The organism is Kineococcus rubinsiae, assembly GCF_011839805.1.
GTDB classification, from domain to species: Bacteria; Actinomycetota; Actinomycetes; order Actinomycetales; family Kineococcaceae; genus Kineococcus; species Kineococcus rubinsiae.
Genome location: NZ_VWPY01000030.1, coordinates 38013 through 55949 on the forward strand (window position 1 = coordinate 38013; position 17937 = coordinate 55949).

A 17937-nucleotide genomic window follows, 5' to 3' on the forward strand; every position below is an offset into this window, starting at 1 on the left:
CGTCAGAGCAGCAGGTCGCCCGCGCCGGCGACCGACCGCCACGCGGGGACGTCCCCCTGGGCTCCACCCTCGTTCCCGGCACCACCGTCCGGTGCGGCCGAGGCCACGAGCACGGGGAGCCGGTCGGCGGCCACCAGCGGGCCCAGGTCGAGGGCCGTCAGCTCGGCGACGTCGGCGACCGGGACCTGGAACGTGCGGTAGGCGCCCAGGGGCGGGACCTCCGGTGCCGCGGAGGCCAGGACCTCCCCCACGAGGGGCGTCTGGTCCAGCACGAAGGCCGCCGACGCGAGCGCGGCCACCTCGCCGTCGGGCTGCGGCAGCAGGTAGGCGGCGACCTTGAAGAAGCGCAGCGGGATCCGCACGCCCCGGTACACCGGGTCGTCGTCGGCGAACACCGGCCCGGTGACGACGACGAGGCGCTGCGCCCAGCGCTGCGCGTAGGCGAGGACGTGGTCCTCCAGGCCGAGCCACAGCTCCAGGGCCTGGTTGAACCGGGCGTGCTGCGGGGCCGCGTTCGCGTAGCTGAAGGTGTCCGCGTTCGCGGCGCGCGCCTCCTGCGCCGACCCCCACACCGGGTCGCGGCGGCGCACGAGGTGACCGCGGTCGAGGTCGTTGCGCGCGTAGAGCTCCGCGCCCGCCTGCTCGTCGGGGCGCACGCGCGGGTCGAGGTACCAGGCGTCGTCCCCGCGGTCGAGGTCGAGCAGGGCGGCGCCGTCGATGCCGACGACGGTCGCGGCCGCGAGCCGCCGGTCCGGGCGCAGCACCACGGAGAAGTGCGTGTAGGGCAGCACCACGACCTCGGTGCCGTCGGTGGGCAGCGGCACCGGCAGCTCCGGGCCCGGGGCGAGGAACCGCGGGTCGTAGCCGGCCCGGCCGTCCAGCCCGGGGGGTGGGGCGGCGGCGGTGCCGGCCGTCGTCGCGGGCTCGCTCGGGGAGGCGCTCATGGGACCCACCTTGCGGCAGGCCTCCGACACCGCGGTGGCGGCCGGGTGCCCGGCCGGCGAACTCCGCGGGGCGGCAGACTGCCCCGGTGACCTCCGCGCCCCCGCAGCCCGTGCCCGCCGACCCGCAGCCCACCCCGCCCCCGGCCCACGTCCCCGTCGCCGACCTGGTCCGCGGCGGCCTCGTGGAGAGCGTCCACTCCGGGTCGATGGCCGTGGTCGGCGCGGACGGGGAGCTGCTGGCCGCCGTGGGCGACGTCGTGTCCCCCGTGTACCCGCGCTCGGCGCTGAAGCCGCTGCAGGCGGTCGCGATGGTCCGGGCGGGCCTCGACCTGCCGCCGGACCTGCTGGCGCTCGCGAGCGCCAGCCACTCCGGCTCGGCCGTGCACCTGGACGGCGTGCGGCGGATCCTCGAGCTGGCCGGCTGCACGACGGCGGACCTGCGCAACACCCCGGACCTGCCGTTCGGCGCCGAGGAGCGCGCAGCGTGGACCGCCGCGGGCGGCGTCGCGGAGCCGCTGACGCAGAACTGCTCCGGCAAGCACGCCGCGATGCTGCTGACGTGCCGGGCCGCGGGCTGGGACCTCGCGGGCTACCTCGACCCGGAGCACCCGCTCCAGCAGGCGGTCGCCGCGACCGTCGCCGAGCTCGCGGGTGAGGAGCCGGCCCACCGCACGACGGACGGCTGCGGCGCACCGCTGTTCTCCCTCGGCCTGCACGCCCTCGCGCGGGCCGTGGGCCGGATCGCGGGGGCCGCCGAGGGCAGCGCGGAGGGCAGGGTCGCCCACGCGCTGCGCACCCACCCCGAGCTCGTCGCGGGCGAGGGCCGCGACGTGACGGCCCTCGTGCGGGCGGTGCCGGGGCTGCTCGCCAAGGACGGGGCGGAGGCGGTGCAGATCGCCGGGCTCCCCGACGGCGGCGCCCTGGCCCTGAAGATCGCCGACGGGAGCGACCGCGCGCGGCTGCCCGTCGCGGTGCCGGGTCTGGAGCGGCTGGGCGTCGACCCCGGGCTGCTCGCCCCGTTCGCGAGCGTCGCCGTGCTGGGCGGCGGGCACCCCGTGGGCGAACTGCGCGGCCGACCGCTCCCGGCGCTCCAGTTCCGGTGACAGCCTGTCGACTGCTGTGTACGTTCAGTGCATCTGGCGGCGCTCTCCGGGCCTGCCGCGCGGGACGGCGAGCGGGAGGGGGGCGGCGTGGTCATCGACCGGGCGTTCGTCGTCCTGCCCGTGCTCCCGGCTGACGTCGCGTCCCTCGACGGGTGCCTGGAGCACCTCGTCGCCGCGGCCGACGAGGCCTCGGCGGGCGGGATCGTCACCACGGTCCTCGTCGCGGCCGTCCCCGTCGCGGCCGCGAGCGCGGTCCTGAACCCCTGGCAGCCGCTGGTCTCGCTGGTCGAGGGGGTCGACCTCCGGCTCGTCCCCGTCGCGGGCGGTGCCGACGAGGATCAGGCCCTGCAGCGCGGGGCGGCCGAGGCGGCGGCGCGGTGCACCGCGCCGCGCACGACCCTGCTGCTGGCGACCCGTCCCGGCGTCACGGTCGGGACGGACTGGATCTCCGAGCACGCCCGTCACCACGTCGCGGGCGCCACGGCCAGCACGGGCCCCGTCCGCGACGGCGGGGCGACCCACGCCCTGACGGCCAACCTCGCCCTGCGCATGGACGCCTACCTCGCGGACGGGCTGCGCCGCAGCGCCTGGACGCTGCTGCACGCGGTCACGCCCGTGGTGGGCCCGCTGCGGATCAGTCTCCCGACCCAGGCCTGAGGTCCTCGCCGAGGATCGCCACCAGCTCGCGGCGGCACCGCTCCAGGACGTCGCTGACCCGCTGGAGGTCACCGGGCCGTCCCGCGAGGACGACCTGCTGCAGGGTCAGGGCGATCTGGCGCACCTGCGTGTGCAGCGACTGCTCCCCCTCCTCGACGCGGAACTCCGGCGCCTCCCACGGGGCCGGCTTCCCGGCGAGGTGCTCCTCGACGTAGGCGCGGCCCTGCTCCGTCAGCGCGAACTGCTTGGCGTCCGCGGGGTCGGTCTCGACGAGCCCCTCGTCCTGCAGCTGCTGCAGCGTCGGGTACACCGACCCGGGGCTCGGCCGCCACGCCCCGCCGCTGCGCTGCGCGACCTCGCCGATGATGCGGTAGCCGTTGCTCGGCCCCTCGGCCAGCAGCGCGAGCACCGCGGCCCGCACGTCACCCCGCCCGCGGCGGCCGCCGCGCCCGGGGCCGAACCCGCCGGGGCCGAAGCCGCCGCGCCCGAACCCGCGGCCGAAGCCGCCCATCCCGAAGTCGCCGAACACCGGCCCCCCGGGACCGAACCCTCCCGGCCCACCGGGGCCTCGTCGTCCACCCGGCCCGCCGGCCGCCGCCATCGCCTCGGCGAAGTGGTGCCGGCCTCGGCCCCGTCCGGGGCCCTCGAACATCCCGCGCATCTCGCGCTCCTCTCGTGCGGGCAGCACCGTGCTGTCCCGACACGTCAACGATATATCGTTGAGTGTCGTTCCGGAAGGGGTGAGAGGAGCGGGACCGGTCAGCGCGTGCAGGCCGCCACGACGTCGGCCACCAGCGCCCGGGCCCGCCCGACGGCGTCCGCCAGGTCGGCCGGCGCGCGCCCGAGCGCCCCGAGTAGCTCGTGCGCCCGGTCGGCGAAGTCCGCGGGTGCGCAGGGCAGGCCGGCCGCCGCCGCGACCATGCCCTTGTCCGTGACGAGCCACCGCCCGGCGTGGCCGTGCAGGGCGTGCGCGCAGACGCCGACGACCCGGAACAGCACGCCCGCGACGTGCACGACGTCCCCGCGCGCGGCGGCACCCCCCAGCGAGGAGAGCAGGAAGTCGGCCTCCCACAGGCCCGAGACGAGGGCGAGGCGCAGCGGTGCGGGCGGTTCCGCCATCGCGTCGTGGCGGGCGCGCAGCGACCCGGACGGGTCGGCGAGGACCATGGCGAGGGCGAGCTCGCCGGCGTAGGCGAACTGCGGGAACCCCAGCGGGTGGCCGACCTGCGCGTGGAAGTGGCTGATCCCGGCGCCGGCGTCCGACCACGCGTCGTCGACGCGGTCCAGCTCGCGGTAGATCAGGTCGACGGGGGTGCCCTGCACGCTGATCCAGGCGCCGCCGTCCACCCACGGCCCCCAGGCCCCGGGCCGGCTGACGCTCGTGGGCGCCCCGGCGAACTCCTCGGCGACCCGCTGCACCCCGGCCACGTCCAGCGGGCGGCGGTAGTAGACGCCGAGGTCGTAGTCGGAGTCCGGCGAGGCGGTGCCGCGGGCCCGGCTGCCGCCCAGGGCGACGCCGACCACCCCGGAGACCTCGCCGAGCCGGTCGGCGAGCGCCTTCAGGACCTGCGGGGCGAGGTCGTACCCGGTCGGCGGCAGTTCGTCAGCGTCCACCCTCCCATGGTCCACCCGCGGCGCCCCGCGCACCCGGGCTCGAGCCGATCACCACCCGGCCGCGCCGGCACCCGCACCCGCGTCACCAGCCGGCGACGAACTCCCGGGCCCGGCGCGTGATCTCCGCCCAGTCCCCCGCGGCGACCGTCGCCGGGGGCACCACGCCGGTGCCCGCGGTGACGGCGACCGCCCCGTGGTCGAGGAAGTCCTTCGCGTTGTCCGCGGTCACCCCGCCCGAGGGGACGAGGTCGATGTCCGGGAACGGTCCGTGCAGCGCCCCGAGGTAGGAGGGCCCGAAGACCGAGGCGGGGAACACCTTCACGGCGCTGGCCCCCGCCTCGTGCGCCTGCAGGACCTCCGTCGGCGTGAGCGCCCCGATGAGGACGGGCACGCCGGCGGCCGTGGCCACGGCCGCCACCTCGGGGCGCAGCCCGGGGGTGACGAGGAACCGGGCGCCGGCGTCGATCGCGGCGCGGGCGTCGTCGGCGGAGACGACCGTCCCGACGCCCAGCACGACCCGGGGCGCGACGGCGTCGGCGGCCTCGCGCAGGTGCCGCAGCACGTCGGGGGTGGTGAACGTCAGCTCGACCGTGCGGATGCCCCCGTCGGCCAAGGCGTGGCACAGCGCCTGCGCGTCGGGCAGCTGCGGGGCGCGCACGACGCAGATGACGCGGTCGGCGACCATCGCGTCGAGGGCGCTCGGGGGGGTGGGGTCGGTCACGAGGGTCCTCCGGGAGTGGGGTTCTGGGGTGGTCGGGCGGGTGGTCGGCGGGGCACGGTGTCGCGCCCGGAGCGCAGGCTGCGCCCGGCGAGGGCGGCGGTGCGCTCGCCGTCGGCGACGACGGGCACGCCGGCGATCAGGACGTGCGGGATGCCGACGGCCTGCCGGCGGGGTTCGTCGAAGCTCGCCCCGGCCGCGACGGTCGCGGGGTCGAACAGGACGAGGTCGGCCACCGCGCCGGGCCGCAGGACGCCGCGGTCGCGCAGCCCGAGGACGCGGGCGGGGCGCGACGTCATGCGGGCCACGCACTCCTCCAGCCCGAGCACGCCGGTCTCGCGGACGTAGTGGCCCAGGTAGTGCGGGAACGTGCCCCAGGCGCGGGGGTGCGGCCGGGCGCCCGTGAGCAGGCCGTCGCTGCCGACGGTGTGGCGCGGGTGCCGCATGATCTCCCGGACGTTCTCCTCGTGGCCGACGTGCTGGAGGATCGTGGTGCCGAGGGAGTCGGTGCGCAGCAGGTCGACGAAGACGTCGAAGGGTTCCGCGCCGCGGCGGCGGGCGAGCTCGTCGAGCCGCGCCCCGACGACGTCGCCCAGTTCCGCGTGCCGGACCCCGGAGACCTGCAGGGTCCCCCACTCGACGGGGACGCCGTGGCAGCCGTCGGAACCCTCGACCTCCAGGTCGGTGCGGATGCGCTGCCGCGCAGCCGGATCCGCCAGCCGTGCGAGCGTCGCGGCCGGTCCGCCGGCCGAGGCCCAGCTCGGCAGCAGCGCCGCGAGGGTGGTCGAGCCGGGCAGGTACGGGTAGCTGTCGAGGGTGATGTCGATCCCCTCCGCCAGGCCCGCGTCGACGGCGTCGAGGAGTTCCCGGGCGCGGCCGGCGTTGACGGCGAAGTTCATCGTGGCGTGGGTCAGGTGCAGTGCGACGCCGGAGCGGCGCGCGACGTCGATCACCTCGGCGTAGGCCTGCAGCGCACCGCGTCCGTAGGAGCGCTGGTGCGGGGCGTAGAAACCTCCCGCCTCGGCGACGACCTCCGCCAGGGCCACGAGCTCGGCCGTGTCCGCGAACATGCCCGGCACGTAGGTGAGGCCGCTGGACATCCCGACGGCCCCCTCCGCGAGGCCGGTCCGGACGACGTCCCGCATGGCCCGCAGCTCTTCCGGCGTGGCGGGCCGGTCCTCGGTGCCCACCACGAGCAGTCGGACGGTGCCCTGGGGCACGAGGTAGCAGACGTTCACGGCGGCCCCGGCGTCGACGCGGTCGAGGTACTCCCCGACGCTGCGCCAGTCGGGACCCGCCCCCGCGCCCAGGTCGTCGCCCGTGCCGTTCCAGCCCGCGAGCTGCTCGCGCAGGACGGCCAGGCTGTCGTCGTCGACGGGCGCGTAGGACAGCCCGTCCTGCCCCACGACCTCCGTGGTGACCCCCTGCGTGGTCTTCGCGAGGTGCTGCGGGTCGCTGAGCACGGCCAGGTCGGAGTGGGCGTGCAGGTCGACGAACCCCGGCGCGAGGGCGAGGCCGCCCGCGTCCAGGACGCGGGCACCGGCGGGCGCGTCCACGTCGCCCAGCTGCGCGATCCGCCCGTCGACCACGAGGGCGTCGCCCCGGCGCGCGGGGGCGCCCGTGCCGTCGACGAGGAGCGCCCCGCGCACGTGCAGCGGTGCGGGCGCGGGTCCCCCGTCCGGCGAGCTCACCCGAAGACCGTGCGGACGAGGTCGACGACGACGGGCTCCGGGGCCAGCGCGTCGTCGACGACGGGCAGCAGCCGCCACTTGTCGAACGCCGTGCAGGGGTGGGAGAGCCCCAGCCGCAGCACGTCCCCGACCCGGAGGTCCTTGGCGGCGGGACCGAGGCGGACGAACGCGTGCTGGTCGTTCAGCGCCGTCACGACGGCGTCCGTCACGGGTACGGCGGGCCCAGACCCGCTGCGGCGCACGGCCTGCACCTGCGGCAGGCCCTCGTCGAAGGGCAGGTCCCGCTTGCCCGCGTCGGCGAGCGCGAGGCCGGGTTCGGGGCGCGAGACGATGCGCGCCCAGCCGTGGATCGCCGAGGTCAGGGTGCCGCCCGTCTCGCGGCCCATGGGCGTGATGCCGCGGTAGAACCCGTCGTCGTGGGCGACGGAGGCCCCGGCGCGCACGACGGTCCGCACGGGCGGCCCGTGCTCCCCCGCGGGGTCGTGCAGGGGCGCGAGGACGTCGGCGACGACGTCGAAGTAGGCGCTGCCGCCCGCGCTGACGACCAGGCCGCCGGGGACCTCGCCGTACAGCCCGGCGGCGAGGACGCGGGCGTGCAGGCCGGCGAGGTCGGTGAGGTAGCGGCGCACCGTCTCCAGGCTCGCCGGCGACGCGTCGTGGGCCAGCGCGCCCTCGTAGCCGGCGACCCCGGCCAGGCGCAGCCCGGGGACCCGGCCGACCGCTCGCGCGACCTCGAGGCCAGCCTCGACCGAGCGTGCCCCGGTCCGGCCGCCGCTCGCCCCGAGCTCCACGAGGACGTCGACGGGTTGCGCCGCAGCGCCTCCCGGCAGGTGCCGGGCCATCTCCTCCACCACGTCGACGCCGTCGGCCCAGACGAGGACGCGCGCCGTGCGGGGCCGGGTCGTGAGCGCCCGCAGCACCGCGGGTTCCAGCAGCGGGTACGCGGCGAGGACGACGGGGACGCCGGAGGCGAGGGCCACGCCGAGCTGCCAGGGGGTGGCGACCGTGATGCCCCACGCCCCGGCCGCGAGCTGCTGGCGCCAGACCGCGGGCGCCATGGTCGTCTTGCCGTGGGGGGCCAGGTCGACGCCCGCGGCGCGCGCCCAGCCGGCCATCGTCGCGACGTTGGCGGCGAGCGCCCCGGCGTCGAGCGTCAGCAGGGGGGTCGGCAGGTCGCCCAGTGCGGGCGTCTCGGCGACGAACTGCGCGCCGGTGAGGTCGTGGGCCGTCACGGGGACGGCCTTGAACTCCGGCCCCAGCACCCCCAGGTCCGCTGCGTCGTAGCGGTACCGCTCGCTCATCCCGCCTCCGTCGCTCGGCTGCGCCCTGCCCCGCACCGAGACCCTCGGCACCGTTGCACGGAGCGCAACGGTGGTTGCGTCCTCGTCGCGAGCCGTTCTAGCATCGCCGGGTGCCCGGGTCAAAGGTCGTCTGCGTCGGTGAGGCCATGGCGGTCCTCACCCCCACCGAGGACGTGCCCCTCGCGGAGGCGGCCACGTTCACCCGCACCGTGGGCGGCGCCGAGCTCAACGTCGCGCTCACGCTGGCGCGCCTGGGGGTCCCGACCGCGTGGCTGTCCCGGCTCGGCGACGACGGGTTCGGCGAGCACGTGCTGGCCGTGGCCCGCGCCCACGGCGTGGACACCGCGGGGGTGGAGGTCGACGCCCAGCGCCCCACCGGGTTGTACGTCAAGGCCCCCGCGGTGGCGGCCGACGGGTCCCGCCGCTCCCGGATGCACTACTACCGCAGCGGTTCCGCGGCCGCGGCCCTGACGCCGGGGTTCCTGCGCCACGGCGCGGTGGCCGAGCGGCTGCGCGACGCCGAGGTGGTGCACGTCAGCGGCATCACGCCGGGGCTCTCCGACGGCGCCGCCGCCTTCTGCGCGGCGCTGGCCGCGACCGTGGCCGCCGGTCCCGCCCGCCTCTGCGTGGACCTCAACCACCGACCCCTGCTGTGGGCGGGACGCAGCGACGCCCCCCTGCGCGACCTGCTCGACGCGGCCGACGACGTGCTGCTGGGTGCGGACGAGGCGCGCGTGGTGTTCGGCACCGACGACCCGGCGCGCCTGGCCGCCCTGCTGCCCCGCGCCCGCCGGATCCTGCTCAAGGACGAGGAGCGCGGCGTCGTCGTCGTCGAGGGCGGCGCCGTGACCCACCACGTCGCCGTGCAGCCCGTCGAGGTCGTCGAACCCGTCGGGGCGGGCGACGCGTTCGCCGCCGGGTACCTGGCCGGCACGGTCCGCGGCCTCGACGTCGTGCCCGCCGTGGAACTCGGTCACCGCTGCGCCGCAGCCGCTCTCGTGGTGCGCGAGGACCGGCCGGTGGACCTGCCGGCCGGGCTGTGAGCCAGTCCGTCGCGCGCGCCCTGTCCCTGCTGGACCGCGTCGCGGCGGGCACCTCGACCCTGACGGAGCTCGCCGAGGCGGAGGGCGTGCACAAGAGCACCGTGCTGCGGGTGCTGCGCGTCCTGGAGGACGAGGGGTACGTGCACCGCGACGGGGAGCACCGCTACGCCCTGGGTGCGCACCTGTTCCGCCTCGCGCAGCAGGCGCTGGACTCCGTCGACGTGCGGGCCCTGGCCGCGGCCCGGCTGCGGCGGCTGCGCGACGAGACGGGGCAGACGGTCCACCTGGCGGTGCTGGACGGCGCGGCCGTCACCTACGTCGACAAGCTGGAACCCCGCGAGACCGCCGTGCGGATGTCCTCGCGGATCGGCCAGCGCGCGGCGCTGCACTGCACCGCCGTCGGCAAGGTCCTGCTCGCGGGGATCGTGCCGGGCGAGCGGGCCGACCTCGTCGCGGGCCTCGACCTGCCGGCTCTCACGCCGCGCACCCTGACGACGGCCTCCGCCCTGCTGGCCGAGGTGGCGCTCGTCGAGCGCCGCGGCTGGGCGGAGGACCACGCCGAGAACGAGACGTACATCAACTGCGTCGCCGCGCCCGTCCTGGGCCCGGACGGGCGCACCCTCGCGGCCGTGTCGGTGTCGGTGCCCGACGTGCTGCTGCCCCGCGAACGGGTCCTCGACCTCGTTCCCCCGCTGCTGTCCGCGACCGCGGACGTCTCCCGCGACTGCGGGTACCGCCCCCACCTCCCGGAGGAGCCCTCATGACCGCCCGCACCGCCGTCAGCACCCCGGACGCCCCCGCGCCCGCCCACACGTTCTCGCAGGCCGTGCGCCAGGGACCCCTGCTGCAGGTCGCGGGCCAGGGTCCCGTCGACCCGGCGACCGGGGAGTACCTGCACCCGGGCGACGTGCGCGCGCAGACCGCCCGCACCCTGGCCAACGTCGAGGCCGTCCTGACGGCCGGTGGCGCGAGCTTCGACGACGTCCTCATGCTCCGCGTCTACCTGACGACGCGCGACGACTTCGCCGCGATGAACGAGGCCTACGGGGCGTTCCTCGTCCCCCGCTGCCCCTCGGGCGTCCTGCCGGCCCGCACGACCGTGGTGACGGGCCTGCCGCGCGAGGAGATGCTCGTCGAGATCGACGCGCTGGCCGTCCTGGCCTGAGTTCCTGATGCCCGGTCGCGGGCGTGGCACGGTGGGAGCGTGAGCACCGCGACCGCCCGGGCCCGGCGCCGGGACCCCCTCCTGCCGGCCCTCGTGGCCCTGCCCGCGGTGGGGGCGGTCACGACGCTGGTCGTCTCGGCGCGCCTGACGAGCTGGGACCTCGTCACCGCGGACGCCGGGGCGGTGCTGTTCACCCTCGTGTTCGCGGTGTGGGCGCTGCTGCCCTTCGCGCTCGCGGTCGCGGTGGGCGTCTCCGTGCACCGGCACTGGCGCGGGGGCGTTCCCGCCGCGCTCGCCGGGGGCCTGCTGCTGACGGCCCTCACCGGCTGGCTGCTGTGGAGCGTCGTGACGTCGGAGTCCTCCACCGCCTCGCTCGGCCTGCTCTTCGCCCCGTTCCTGCAGGCGGCCCTCGCCGGCCTGACGATGGCCGCCTCCGTCGGCCTGGCCGCCCTGCGGCGCCGCCGGGCGGACCGTCGCGGCTGAGCGCCCCGCGTCAGGCGCGGGCGGCCCGCGCCCGCGCCTTGACGGCGTCGATGACCTCGGTCTTGGCGTCGGAGTAGGCGTTCATGTCGTCCCAGGCCCGGCGGAGCAGGTCGCGCTTCGTGCTCTCGTACAGGGACCGGTCCGCGGCGTCGGTGCGCAGGTGGTCGCGCAGCAGGAGGTACTCCGCCAGCGCGGGGTCGCCCCGGCCGTAGACGTGGACGTGGGTGTCCCGCGACGGCGTGCGCACGAGGCGGTGTCCCGGTTCGCGCACGCGCAGCACGTACCCCGCCGCCAGCAGCGGTTCGAGGTAGTCCTCCTCGGCCGTGACGTCCTCCACCGCGACCGCGATGTCCACGATGGGCTTGGCGGCCAGCCCGGGGACCGCCGTCGACCCGATGTGCTCGACCGAGACCGGCGCGGGGGCGAGCGCGGCGAGGATCCGCCGCCGGTGCTCGCGGTAGGCCTGCGCCCAGCGGTCGTCGTGCTCCGCGAGCCCGACCACGAGCCGCTCGGGCCCCCCGACGATCTCGGCGCCGGTCACGTCCGGCCGGCGCGGGGTGGGGTGGGGGCTCACCCGGGGATCCTCGCAGACGGGGGCCGTGGTCCCGCCCGGGTTCAGTCGGCCTGCGCCGCAACGGGATCGGGTACGAGGCCGCGCTCGCGCACCCAGGCCAGCGCCTGCGCGGGCGGCAGCGGCCGGGCGAAGAGGTAGCCCTGCAGCTCGTCGCAGCCCAGCGCCTCCAGCCGCAGCGCGGTCTCCGAGGTCTCCACGCCCTCGGCCACCACCACGAGCCCCAGCCGGTGGCCGAGGTCGATGACGGCGGAGACGATGACGTCGTCGTCTGGGGAGTCGGTGAGGTCGCTGATGAACTGCCGGTCGATCTTGAGCTCGTGCACGGCGAGGCCGCGCAGGTGCGCGAGGCTCGTGAACCCCGCACCGAAGTCGTCGACGGAGACGCGCACGCCGCGCGCGCGCAGCGCGTCGATGGTGGCCCGGGCGCGGACGCCGTCGGCGATGATCGCCGTCTCCGTCACCTCCAGCACCAGGTCCGCCGCCGCCCACCGCGTCAGCGCGAGCGCCTCCTCGACGATGCCGAGCAGCCCGGGTTCCAGCGACACCGCGCTGACGTTCACCGACATCGAGACCAGCAGGCCCTGGGCGCGCCAGCGCGAGGCCTGCTGCAGGGCGGTGAGCAGCACCCAGCGGGTGAGGGTGTGCACGAGGTTCGTGCGCTCGGCCATCGGCAGGAACTCCGCCGGGGGCAGCAGGCCGCGCTCGGGGTGCTCCCAGCGCAGCAGGGCCTCGAACCCCAGCAGGCGGCCCCCCGCCCCGGACACCTTGGGCTGGTAGTGCAGCAGCAGCTCACCGTCGGCCAGGGCGGCGCGCAGCTGCCCCAGGAGCTCCAGGCTCCGCGCGGAGTGCCCGTCGGTCGCGGCGTCGTAGGCCAGCAGACCCAGGCGGCCGCGCTTGGCGGCGTACATCGCGACGTCGGCGTGCTGCAGCAGGTCGCCGAGGGTCGTGCCGTCGGCCGGGGAGCGGGACGTCCCGATGCTGCCCTGCAGGTCGATCTGGATCCCGGCCGCGGAGAACGCGCCCATGCTCAGCGCCGCCAGCAGCTGCCGGCCGAGCACGTCGACGGCCTCGGCGGAGACGGGGGCGGGCGCGAGCACGGCGAACTCGTCGCCCCCCAGGCGCGTCACGGTGCCGGTGGGCCCGGTCCCGGCGCGCAGGGCGTCGGCGACCTGGACGAGCAGCTCGTCGCCCGCCGCGTGCCCGAGGGTGTCGTTGACCGCGGAGAACCCGTCGAGGTCCAGCAGCAGCAGCCCGACGGGCGTCCCGGCCGCGAGCAGCGGGGCGGCGGCCTCGGCGAGCGCCAGCCGGTTGCCCAGCCCCGTCAGCGGGTCGGTGAGCGACTGCCGGCGGCGGGCGCGGTCGCGCTGCCCGACGAGCACGGTGACCGCGACGGCGGCGACCACGACCACGAGGGCGAGCGCGACCCAGGCGGTGGTGGCGGGGGGCACGCCCGTCCATCGGCCCGCGGGTGCCCGACGTGAGGGCTCGCGGACCCCGCCGCCCGGAGCGCGGTCCTCACATGACGGGCGGGACGCTCCAGCGGGTCAGCACGGGGCGGTCGTGCTCGCGGCCCAGCTCGCCCCACGTGCCGGCCTCGAGGGCGAACAGCGCGCCCGCGGTCGGGGACAGGCCCAGCCACGTGGCGGTGAGGATGCGCAGGAAGTGCCCGTGCGCGACGAGCACGACGTCGCCGTCCCCCGTGTCGGCCGCCGTGGCCGCGCGCAGCACGCCGCGGGCGCGGGAGGCGACCTGGTGCACGGTCTCCCCCGGCGTCTTCCCGGGCTCCACACCGTCGTGCCAGACCGACCACGGCCGGCCGAGCTCCTCGGAGATCTCGGCGGTGGTGCGGCCCTCGAAGGCGCCGTAGTCCCACTCCGCGAGGTCCTCGTCGACCCGGACCTGGGCGGCGGACCCGCCGGGGCCCGTGAGGCCGGCGAGCTCGGCGGTGCGGCGGGCGCGCTCGCGGGGGCTGGTGAGCACGAGGGCGACGGAGCGGTGCGCGAAAGCGGGAGCCAGGGCGCGCGCCTGCGCCTCGCCCTGCGCGGTCAGCGGCACGTCGGTGGTGCCGGTGTGCTGGCCCGTGAGGCTCCAGTCGGTCTGACCGTGGCGGACGACGAGGATGGACACGACGAGGGACCCTAGTCCCGACCGCGCCGGACGGCGCGCTCCGAGGCCGCTCCGCGTCAGCCGGCCTGCGCGGCGCCGCGCAGTCCCGCCACGTGGCGGCTCAGCTCGGCCGCCATGTCGACGCCGTCGGGGTCGAGCAGCCACTGCACCTGCAGGCCGTCGGCGAGGGCGACGACCCGGCGGGCCGCGGAGACCGGGTCGGCCTCGCCGGGGAAGGCGGGCACGAGGGAGGCGACGGTGCGGGCGTAGCGCTCGGCGAAGAACGCGTGCGCGGGGTGGTCGGCCGCCGTGGCCTCGGCGGACAGGACGCAGTGGAGCTCGACGATGGCGCGCCGGGAGGCGTTGCGCCGCATCACCTCGACGAGCGCGTCGAGGCGGTCGGCGCCCTCGGCCGCCAGCAGGCCGGTCTCGGCCGCGTCCGCCGCGTCGCGGTGGGCCAGGACGGCGAGCAGCAGCGACTCCTTGTCCCCCACGTGGTGCAGCAGCCCGGGGTGGGACAGGCCGCAGCGCTGGGCCAGCTCGCGCAGCGACGCCGCCCGGTAGCCGACCTCCCCGAACAGGCGCACGGCCTCCTCGAGGATCTGCTGCCGGCGGGCCCGGCCCTTGGCGTACCCGCGCTCCTCCGCCACCCCGGAAAGCTACCACTCGGTCGGCTTCGGGGGTACGGTCTCGGCCATGAGCACCCCTCCCGCCGTGCACGACGACGACGCCCTGCACTCCGACCGAGCCCTGCCCTCCGACCGCCCCGCCTCGCCCACCGAGGTCCTGCGGCAGCTGACGCTGGAGGAGAAGGCCGACCTGCTCGGCGGCTCCGACTTCTGGCACACCACCGCCGTCGAGCGCCTCGGCGTGCCGGCGGTCATGGTCACCGACGGCCCGCACGGCCTGCGCAAGCAGGACGGCGAGGGCGACCACCTGGGCCTGACCGCGAGCGTGCCCGCCACCTGCTTCCCGCCCGCCGCGGGGCTGGCCTCGACGTGGGACGTCGACCTGCTCACCCGGGTCGGGGAGGCGCTGGGGCGCGAGTGCCGCGCCGAGGGCGTGGCCGTGCTCCTCGGGCCGGGCGTGAACATGAAGCGCTCGCCGCTGTGCGGGCGGAACTTCGAGTACTTCTCCGAGGACCCGCTGCTCGCCGGCGAGCTCGCCGCGGGCCTCGTGCGGGGCGTGCAGAGCCAGGGCGTCGGGACGTCGCTGAAGCACTTCGCGGCGAACAACCAGGAGACGCAGCGCATGACGATCTCCGCGGACGTCGACGAGCGCACGCTGCGCGAGATCTACTTCCCCGCGTTCGAGCGGGTCGTGCGCACGGCCCAGCCGTGGACGGTCATGTGCTCGTACAACAAGATCAACGGCGTCTACGCCTCGCAGGACCCGTGGCTGCTGACCGACGTGCTGCGCGGCGACTGGGGCTTCGACGGTCTCGTCGTGTCCGACTGGGGTGCGGTCGACGTGCGCGAGGACGGCGTGCGCGCGGGGCTGGACCTGGAGATGCCCGGCTCGGGCGGCCTGGGGGCGCAGCGGATCCTGGAGGCCGTGAGCGCCGGGACCCTCGCCGAGGCCGACGTCGACCGCGCGGTGCTGCGGGTGCTGAACCTCGTCCGGCGCGCCGCGCCCGGGCTCGCGGAACCCCTGACCGTCGACGCGGCCGCCCACCACGCCCTCGCCCGCGAGGCCGCCACGGCCAGCGCCGTGCTGCTGCGCAACGACGGCGTCCTGCCGCTGGCCGCGACCGGCGGCCCGGTCGCGGTGGTCGGGGAGTTCGCCCGCACCCCGCGCTTCCAGGGCGCCGGCAGCTCGCAGGTGAACCCGACCCGGCTGGACGACGCCCTGGGCTGCCTGCGCGCCGAGCTCGCGGGTTCGCGCGAGGTGACCTTCGCGGCGGGCTACGACCCGCAGTCCGAGGAGACCGACGCGGCCCTGGTCGCCGAGGCCGTCGAGGCCGCCCGGGCCGCCGAGGTCGTCGTGCTGTTCCTCGGCCTGCCCGCCTCCTACGAGTCGGAGGGCTACGACCGCGAGCACCTGAACCTGCCCGCGACGCAGCTGGAGCTGCTCGACGCGGTCGCCGACGCGAACCCGAACGTGGTCGTCGTGCTGTCCAACGGCTCCGTCGTCGCGGTCGAGCCGTGGCAGGAGCGCACCCGCGCCCTGCTCGAGGGCTGGCTGCTCGGCCAGGCCGGCGGGGCCGCGACGGCCGACCTGCTGCTGGGCCGGGCGAACCCGTCGGGCCGCCTCGCCGAGACGCTGCCCGTGCACTACCTCGACAACCCCACGGTCGGGGCGTTCCCCGGCGAGCTCGGGCACGTCCGCTACGGCGAGGGGCTGCTCATCGGCTACCGCTGGTACGACGCCCACGCCCTGCGCGTGGCGCACCCCTTCGGCCACGGCCTGTCCTACACGACGTTCGGCTACACCGACCTCGAGGTCGACGTGGTCACCGACGGGCCGGTGCCGGTGGTGGACGTGCGCGTCACGGTCACGAACACCGGCGACCGCGAGGGCACCGAGACGGTGCAGGTCTACGTCAGCGACCCCGAGGCCAGCGTGCAGCGCCCGGAGCAGGAGCTGCGCGGGTTCACCCGCGTGCACCTCGCCCCCGGTGCGTCGCAGCAGGTGGCGGTCCGCCTCGACGCCCGGGCGTTCGCGTTCTGGCACAGCGTCCTCGGCCGGTGGACCGTCGAGGGCGGGGAGTTCGGCGTCCGCGTCGGCGCCTCCTCGCGCGACGTGCGGCTGGCCGCCACGGTGCGCCTGACGGGTGAGGACGTGCGGCCGCCGCTCGCGCCGGACTCCGAGGTGGGCGAGTGGCTGGCCCACCCCGTCGCCGGGCCGGTGCTGCGCGAGGCCATCGCGGGCACCGGTTTCGAGGGGATGCTGGACGACCCGCACAACGGGCAGATGATGCGCGCCATCCCCCTGGTGCGCCTGACCCGGTTCCCGGGTTCCCCCGTCGAGGAGAGCTCGCTGGCCGAGCGCGCCGCCGCGACGAACGCGCAGGCGCAGCCGTGAGCTGCACCGGGGTGATGCTGCCCCGGGACCTGCCGACGGCGCAGGTGCTGCCCTTCGCGCGGCGCGCCGAGGAGCTGGGGTTCGACGAGCTGTGGGTCGTCGAGGACCTGTCGTTCCGCGGCGGTGTGGCCCAGGCCGGGGCCGTGCTGGGCAGCACCTCGCGGATCGCCGTCGGGATCGGCATCGCCCCGGCGGGCGCCCGCAACGCGGGTTTCGCCGCCATGGAGGCGGCGACGCTCGCGGAGCTGTTCCCCGGGCGCACGTCCTTCGGCATCGGCCACGGCATGCCCGCCTGGATGCGGCAGGTCGGCGCGTGGCCGGCCAGCCCGCTGACCCTGCTGGAGGAGCAGCTGGGCGCCGTGCGCGCGCTCCTGCACGGGGAGCGGGTGGACGTCGAGGGCCGCTACGTGCAGCTGCGGGACCTGCAGCTGGCGTCGCCGCCGGCGCAGGCCCCGCCTGTGCTGGCGGGCGTGCGCGGCCCGCGCTCGCTGGCCGTGGCCGGGCGCTGCGCGGACGGCACGATCCTCGCCGAGCCCGTCACCACCGAGTACCTGGCGGCCGCGCGCGAGCAGATCGGCGCCACGGGGCCGCACGAGCTCGTGGCCTTCGAAGTGGCCGTGGTCGACGACGACGCGGACCGGGCGCGGCGGCTGGTGCGGCCGGCGCTGGAGTGGGCCGGGGAGCCGGACTGCGCCGTGCACATCGCCCCCTCGCCCTTCGCGGCCGAGTTCCGGGCGCTGCGCGAGCGGTGCGCCACGCGCGAGGAGTTCACGGCGGCCCTGCCCGACGCGTGGGTCGACGAGCTGGCCGTGGTCGGCACGCCCGCGGCCGCCCGGGCGCGCGTCGCGCAGCTGCACGCCGCGGGCGCCGACAGCGTCGTCCTCATCCCCGTCGGGGCCGACCGCCTCGCGGCGCTGGAGGACCTGGCCCGCCTGCTCGGCTGAGCGGCGGGACTCCGGGGCGGCCCGGCCGCACCGCACGACGGCTCTGCACATCTGTGCTGGACAGATGTGCAGAGCCGTCATAGCGTGGACGGGCCCGCGCGGCGAGCGGCACGTCCGCTCACCGCCCCCGTCCCCGCTCCGGCAGGGGCATCCCTCTGCGAAGGAGCAGTCATGACGAGCACGATGAAGGCGGTCGTGGTCCACGGCCCGCGCGACTACCGGCTGGAAGAGCTGCCGATCCCGACGCCGGGTCCGGGTCAGGCGCTGCTGAAGGTCGAGGCCGTCGGGATCTGCGCCTCGGACCTGAAGTGCTACCACGGTGCGGCGAAGTTCTGGGGCGACGAGAACCGTCCCGCGTGGGCGGAGACGATGACCAGCCCCGGTCACGAGTTCACCGGCCGCATCGTCGAGATCGACGCCGAGGCGTCCGCCCGGTGGGGGGTCGTCGAGGGTGACCGGGTCGTGGCCGAGCAGATCGTGCCGTGCTGGAACTGCCGCTACTGCGACCGCGGGCAGTACCACATGTGCCAGCCACACGACATGTTCGGGTTCAAGCGCCGCACCCCCGGG

General features: G+C 76.8%; 19 protein-coding genes. 9 read left to right on the plus strand and 10 right to left on the minus strand.

The window, feature by feature from the left end; all coding sequences use genetic code 11:
- Window positions 1-2 precede the first annotated feature (2 nt).
- On the minus strand, window positions 3-944 hold the full coding sequence (locus F1544_RS14600; RefSeq protein ID WP_167586607.1) for a DNA/RNA non-specific endonuclease: 942 nt from the start codon (window positions 942-944) through the stop codon (window positions 3-5).
- Between the two features lie 86 nt (window positions 945-1030).
- Here F1544_RS14600 and F1544_RS14605 point away from each other — a divergent pair, with 86 nt between their 5' ends.
- The gene (locus tag F1544_RS14605) at window positions 1031-2047 is read left to right on the plus strand and encodes an asparaginase (protein ID WP_308470092.1); all 1017 of its coding nucleotides are present in this window, start codon (window positions 1031-1033) and stop codon (window positions 2045-2047) included.
- 87 nt (window positions 2048-2134) lie between these two features.
- The gene (locus F1544_RS14610) at window positions 2135-2704 is read left to right on the plus strand and encodes a hypothetical protein (protein ID WP_167586613.1); all 570 of its coding nucleotides are present in this window, start codon (window positions 2135-2137) and stop codon (window positions 2702-2704) included.
- On the opposite strand, the gene F1544_RS14615 is transcribed toward F1544_RS14610, so the two are convergent.
- The 5 genes from F1544_RS14615 to F1544_RS14635 all read right to left on the minus strand — a co-directional run bounded on the left by F1544_RS14615 (window position 2682) and on the right by F1544_RS14635 (window position 8028).
- On the minus strand, window positions 2682-3392 hold the full coding sequence (locus F1544_RS14615) for a PadR family transcriptional regulator (protein WP_308470093.1): 711 nt from the start codon (window positions 3390-3392) through the stop codon (window positions 2682-2684). The genes F1544_RS14610 and F1544_RS14615 overlap by 23 nt on opposite strands.
- A gap of 71 nt (window positions 3393-3463) precedes the next feature.
- Window positions 3464-4318, minus strand: a complete 855-nt coding sequence (locus F1544_RS14620; RefSeq protein WP_208971904.1) for a nucleotidyltransferase domain-containing protein — start codon at window positions 4316-4318, stop codon at window positions 3464-3466.
- An 82-nt stretch (window positions 4319-4400) separates the two neighbouring features.
- Complete coding sequence (locus F1544_RS14625; RefSeq protein WP_167586658.1) at window positions 4401-5003, minus strand: bifunctional 4-hydroxy-2-oxoglutarate aldolase/2-dehydro-3-deoxy-phosphogluconate aldolase; 603 nt, start codon at window positions 5001-5003, stop codon at window positions 4401-4403.
- Window positions 5004-5035: 32 nt separating this feature from the next.
- Complete coding sequence (locus F1544_RS14630; protein ID WP_308470094.1) at window positions 5036-6727, minus strand: N-acyl-D-amino-acid deacylase family protein; 1692 nt, start codon at window positions 6725-6727, stop codon at window positions 5036-5038.
- The gene (locus F1544_RS14635) at window positions 6724-8028 is read right to left on the minus strand and encodes a type III PLP-dependent enzyme domain-containing protein (protein WP_167586616.1); all 1305 of its coding nucleotides are present in this window, start codon (window positions 8026-8028) and stop codon (window positions 6724-6726) included. Before F1544_RS14635 ends, F1544_RS14630 begins: the two co-directional genes overlap by 4 nt.
- 110 nt (window positions 8029-8138) lie before the next feature.
- On the opposite strand from F1544_RS14635, the gene F1544_RS14640 reads away from it, so the two are divergent.
- From F1544_RS14640 to F1544_RS14655, 4 genes are read left to right on the plus strand one after another with little or no spacing between them, the layout of a single operon-like run.
- Window positions 8139-9071: a sugar kinase gene (locus tag F1544_RS14640; protein ID WP_167586619.1), complete on the plus strand. Its 933-nt coding sequence runs from the start codon at window positions 8139-8141 to the stop codon at window positions 9069-9071.
- Window positions 9068-9835 carry an IclR family transcriptional regulator gene (locus F1544_RS14645; RefSeq protein WP_167586621.1) on the plus strand — a complete coding sequence of 256 codons (768 nt, stop codon included), beginning with the start codon at window positions 9068-9070 and terminating at the stop codon, window positions 9833-9835. The genes F1544_RS14640 and F1544_RS14645 overlap by 4 nt, the downstream gene beginning before the upstream one ends.
- Window positions 9832-10236, plus strand: coding sequence for a RidA family protein (locus F1544_RS14650; RefSeq protein WP_167586624.1), 405 nt, complete (start codon window positions 9832-9834; stop codon window positions 10234-10236). Before F1544_RS14645 ends, F1544_RS14650 begins: the two co-directional genes overlap by 4 nt.
- 39 nt (window positions 10237-10275) lie before the next feature.
- On the plus strand, window positions 10276-10719 hold the full coding sequence (locus tag F1544_RS14655; RefSeq protein WP_167586626.1) for a hypothetical protein: 444 nt from the start codon (window positions 10276-10278) through the stop codon (window positions 10717-10719).
- Window positions 10720-10729: 10 nt separating this feature from the next.
- On the opposite strand, the gene F1544_RS14660 is transcribed toward F1544_RS14655, so the two are convergent.
- From F1544_RS14660 to F1544_RS26425, 4 genes are all read right to left on the minus strand, one after another.
- Window positions 10730-11293, minus strand: coding sequence for a GrpB family protein (locus tag F1544_RS14660; protein ID WP_167586629.1), 564 nt, complete (start codon window positions 11291-11293; stop codon window positions 10730-10732).
- A gap of 41 nt (window positions 11294-11334) precedes the next feature.
- Window positions 11335-12741 carry a putative bifunctional diguanylate cyclase/phosphodiesterase gene (locus F1544_RS26420; RefSeq protein ID WP_167586632.1) on the minus strand — a complete coding sequence of 469 codons (1407 nt, stop codon included), beginning with the start codon at window positions 12739-12741 and terminating at the stop codon, window positions 11335-11337.
- A gap of 67 nt (window positions 12742-12808) precedes the next feature.
- Window positions 12809-13420: a histidine phosphatase family protein gene (locus F1544_RS14670; RefSeq protein WP_167586634.1), complete on the minus strand. Its 612-nt coding sequence runs from the start codon at window positions 13418-13420 to the stop codon at window positions 12809-12811.
- A gap of 56 nt (window positions 13421-13476) precedes the next feature.
- The gene (locus F1544_RS26425) at window positions 13477-14049 is read right to left on the minus strand and encodes a TetR/AcrR family transcriptional regulator (RefSeq protein WP_167586636.1); all 573 of its coding nucleotides are present in this window, start codon (window positions 14047-14049) and stop codon (window positions 13477-13479) included.
- Window positions 14050-14095: 46 nt separating this feature from the next.
- Here F1544_RS26425 and F1544_RS14680 point away from each other — a divergent pair, with 46 nt between their 5' ends.
- The 3 genes from F1544_RS14680 to F1544_RS14690 form a co-directional block, all read left to right on the plus strand.
- Window positions 14096-16423: a glycoside hydrolase family 3 C-terminal domain-containing protein gene (locus tag F1544_RS14680; RefSeq protein ID WP_167586638.1), complete on the plus strand. Its 2328-nt coding sequence runs from the start codon at window positions 14096-14098 to the stop codon at window positions 16421-16423.
- A 14-nt stretch (window positions 16424-16437) separates the two neighbouring features.
- Window positions 16438-17367, plus strand: a complete 930-nt coding sequence (locus F1544_RS14685; protein WP_167586662.1) for an LLM class flavin-dependent oxidoreductase — start codon at window positions 16438-16440, stop codon at window positions 17365-17367.
- Between the two features lie 171 nt (window positions 17368-17538).
- The coding region (locus F1544_RS14690; RefSeq protein WP_167586640.1) for an alcohol dehydrogenase catalytic domain-containing protein at window positions 17539-17937 on the plus strand (399 nt) is incomplete at its 3' end.

Excerpts from the sequence above, each read along its gene's own strand:
- F1544_RS14600 (WP_167586607.1), bottom strand. The coding sequence starts at position 944 with ATGAGCGCCTCCCCGAGCGAGCCCGCGACGACGGCCGGCACCGCCGCC.
- F1544_RS14625 (WP_167586658.1), bottom strand. The coding sequence starts at position 5,003 with ATGGTCGCCGACCGCGTCATCTGCGTCGTGCGCGCCCCGCAGCTGCCC.
- F1544_RS14635 (WP_167586616.1), bottom strand. The coding sequence starts at position 8,028 with ATGAGCGAGCGGTACCGCTACGACGCAGCGGACCTGGGGGTGCTGGGG.
- F1544_RS14650 (WP_167586624.1), top strand. The coding sequence starts at position 9,832 with ATGACCGCCCGCACCGCCGTCAGCACCCCGGACGCCCCCGCGCCCGCC.
- F1544_RS14680 (WP_167586638.1), top strand. The coding sequence starts at position 14,096 with ATGAGCACCCCTCCCGCCGTGCACGACGACGACGCCCTGCACTCCGAC.
- F1544_RS14685 (WP_167586662.1), top strand. The coding sequence starts at position 16,438 with ATGCTGCCCCGGGACCTGCCGACGGCGCAGGTGCTGCCCTTCGCGCGG.